The sequence below is a fragment of the Paraburkholderia sp. SIMBA_053 genome (assembly GCF_046534895.1).
GTDB classification, from domain to species: Bacteria; Pseudomonadota; Gammaproteobacteria; order Burkholderiales; family Burkholderiaceae; genus Paraburkholderia; species Paraburkholderia caledonica.
On record NZ_JAWRXU010001820.1, the window covers coordinates 1 to 233 of the forward strand.

General features: G+C 67.8%; 1 protein-coding gene. It reads left to right on the forward strand.

Annotation, left to right across the window (positions count from 1 at the left end; translation table 11 throughout):
- A partial coding sequence (locus SB753_RS41800; RefSeq protein ID WP_410805786.1) for an AI-2E family transporter occupies positions 1–233 on the forward strand: 233 nt, incomplete at both ends.

A 233-nucleotide genomic window follows, 5' to 3' on the forward strand; every position in this document is an offset into this window, starting at 1 on the left:
GGGCGCGAGCGCCGCGACCATCATCTTCGCGATCTACACGTTCATCGCGGGGCTGGCCGACAATGTGCTCAAGCCGTTGCTGCTCGGCAGCGGGGTCGACGTGCCGATGCCCGTCGTGCTGATCGGCGCGTTGGGCGGCATGATCACGAGCGGCGTGCTGGGTCTGTTCATCGGCCCGGTGATGCTCGCGGTCGGCTACCGGCTGTTCTGGCGATGGGTCGAGGATCAGCCCG